At 43.2% G+C, this 2,735-nt stretch carries 4 protein-coding genes; 3 read left to right on the plus strand and 1 reads right to left on the minus strand.

Annotation, left to right across the window (positions count from 1 at the left end; all coding sequences use genetic code 11):
* Positions 1-134: FmdB family zinc ribbon protein (locus B3182_RS10165; protein ID WP_292752649.1), on the minus strand; the 134-nt coding region annotated here is incomplete at its 3' end.
* Between the two features lie 731 nt (positions 135-865).
* Between B3182_RS10165 and B3182_RS10170 the strand changes: the two genes are divergently transcribed.
* From B3182_RS10170 to B3182_RS10180, 3 genes are all read left to right on the plus strand, one after another.
* A complete protein-coding gene (locus B3182_RS10170) occupies positions 866-1,312 on the plus strand; it encodes a plastocyanin/azurin family copper-binding protein (protein ID WP_292356069.1) in 447 nt (148 codons plus the stop codon).
* Between the two features lie 170 nt (positions 1,313-1,482).
* Positions 1,483-2,076, plus strand: coding sequence for a ubiquinol-cytochrome c reductase iron-sulfur subunit (petA, locus tag B3182_RS10175; RefSeq protein ID WP_292356067.1), 594 nt, complete (start codon positions 1,483-1,485; stop codon positions 2,074-2,076).
* On the plus strand, positions 2,073-2,735 hold a 663-nt coding region (locus tag B3182_RS10180), incomplete at its 3' end, for a cytochrome b (RefSeq protein ID WP_292752646.1). The genes petA and B3182_RS10180, both read left to right, overlap by 4 nt.

The raw sequence follows: 2,735 nt of genomic DNA on the forward strand, positions 1-2,735 counted from the left end.
CCCGCCGCTGAAATCAGCTTTTTCAAGTTGGGTTGATGACATGCTGGACACTCCACCAACGCATCATCACTGATCTTTTGCAACGCTTCAAAGTTATGATTACAGGCATCACAGCGATATTCATAAAACGGCATGAGGTTACTCCCTAAAAATGAATCAACAAACAACGCTGCTTATAAATGCGGCAAGAAATATTTGTTTCAAGCTTAAAAGGGGTTGATTATACCGAAAATTTGCGAATTCAGTCTTTGGCATTTTAACGTAACTAAATATGGCAACCTACTAAACGGACATTCCTGGATTTTCATATGCCCGGCAGTGCTTTGCTATCCATAATCTTTTGTTGGAAAGTAGGGATCACACGTAATCTTTGCCTAAAAAGTCAGATACCTGCATCAGCTACCGAAAACTCTTTGAATCCAAAAGCGCTGGCTACTATCAATTAAACAGCGAAGCTATCCCTTGCAAATAACTGACTGCGATAATTCACAACCAACCTTAGTAATTGGGTGTAACCAGCAAAAACTGACCGTTCCCCACTCCACAAGATAATTAGGTAGTAATTTAAAATCATCACCCACCAAGTTTCCATCCTGAATTTTATTAAATCATCATCTCTATTGATTTCAGGCAGTTGGATGCGTTCAAATCAGGGAGAGAACATTGTGTTAAATGACACAAATTTTCATTTTTCCATGGACATATCCCACAAACAGTCAGTATAGTCTGGCGTTTTTGTGCTTGTCCTGCCAAGAAAATAGCGTGCTAAAACACGTAACTAAATGTGTTCAGTGTGTGTTCAGCTTCATTATGGGAGACTGGCTCCGCACTGAGGCAAATAACTCAATAAAGAGAGGAAATATTCATGAAATATAGTAAATCACTGATCGCGGCTGCATTAGGTGCTGCATCTTTGTTTTCTGCGGCTGCAATGGCTGAAAATCATGTTGTATCAGCATCACTAACTTCATTTGACCCAATGGTTATCAAAGTTCAACCGGGTGATACTGTATCTTGGGACAAAATGAATGGTCATCTGGTCAATACTACATTCACCGATTCAGACGGCGAACACCAATATATCCCTGAAGGTGCTGAAGGTTTTATGTCCCAAATGGGCGAAAATTTTCAAACCCAGCCATTAACAGTTGAAGGTGTTTACATGTACAAATGTGATCCTCACTGGGGTGCTGGCATGGGTGGCTCTATTATTGTTGGTGAGCCAACCAACTTACAAGCTATCGTTGATTCAAAACCAAAAGGTGCACTGAAACGGCTTGTGAAAAAAACACAAAAAGCTGCTGGAGAGTAACACTTACTCTGCCTTTTCCGGCTTTTCTAAAGCCCGCATGAAAATGCGGGCTTTTTTGATCCAAAAAATTCCTTGCTATGCTAAAATTTAATGGTTTTATCTCAGCAATCCCAAGGCATTGATGCTCTGCTGGATTCACATTAAATAACATATCAGGGGATATTCATCTGATGAGTGACACTATAGATACTGGCAAAAGACGGTTTTTAACAGCCGCAGCTAGTGTAGTAGGCGGTGCTGGCGCAGTGGCTGTAGCCATTCCTTTTGTATCATCCATTGCACCAAGTGCCAAAGCTGAAGCGGCTGGTGCTCCAGTACAAATTGATATCAGCCAGCTGGAACCCGGCCAATTACTAACGGTTGAGTGGCGTGGAAAACCGGTATGGATTTTCCGCCGTTCAGAAGAAATTTTGAATGCGCTTACAACCTTAAATGATGATCTGCGTGATCCACAAAGCGAACAGACCCAACAACCTGAATATGCGCAGAACGAAACACGTTCTATTCGTAAAGAAGTCATGGTAATGGTCGGCATCTGTACTCACTTAGGCTGTTCCCCAACCTACCGACCTGAAATAGCTCCTGAAGATCTTGGCGCAAATTGGAAAGGTGGATTCTTTTGCCCCTGCCATGGTTCACGATTTGACTTAGCCGGACGGGTTTTCCAAGGTGTTCCTGCACCAAGCAACCTTGTCGTCCCCCCTTACCATTTCCAAGGTGACAATGTTGTTATTGTTGGTGAAGATGCCCAAGGAGCTGCATGATGTCTATGATGGATTGGATTGACGCCCGCTTCCCGGCAACAAAAATGTGGAAGGAACATCTTTCGGAGTATTACGCACCGAAAAACTTTAACTTTTGGTATTACTTTGGCTCACTCGCCTTATTGATTCTGGTTCTGCAGATTGTTACCGGTATCTTTTTAACCATGAATTACAAACCGGATGCGGAACTGGCTTTTGCCTCGGTTGAATACATTATGCGTGACGTTGAATGGGGCTGGTTGATTCGTTACCTGCATTCTACTGGGGCTTCCGCCTTTTTTGTTGTTATCTATTTGCATATGTTCCGTGGCCTGATGTACGGATCCTATAAACAACCGCGAGAGTTGATTTGGATTTTCGGCATGCTGTTATATGTTGTGCTGATGGCTGAAGCCTTTATGGGTTATTTGTTGCCCTGGGGTCAAATGTCTTACTGGGGCGCTCAGGTAATTATCTCCTTATTTGGCGCATTACCGGTTATTGGTGAAGATCTGGCTCTGTGGATTCGTGGCGATTATGTGGTCGCTGATGCCACCTTAAACCGGTTTTTTGCGATGCATGTTATTGCCTTGCCAATCGTATTGCTTGGCTTGGTAGCAGCGCATATTCTGGCTCTTCATGAAGTTGGTTCCAACAACCCGGATGGCGTGGAAATCAAG

Origin of the sequence: Methylophaga sp. UBA4204 (genome assembly GCF_002379485.1) — a bacterium.
In the GTDB taxonomy this organism is placed as follows: Bacteria; Pseudomonadota; Gammaproteobacteria; order Nitrosococcales; family Methylophagaceae; genus Methylophaga.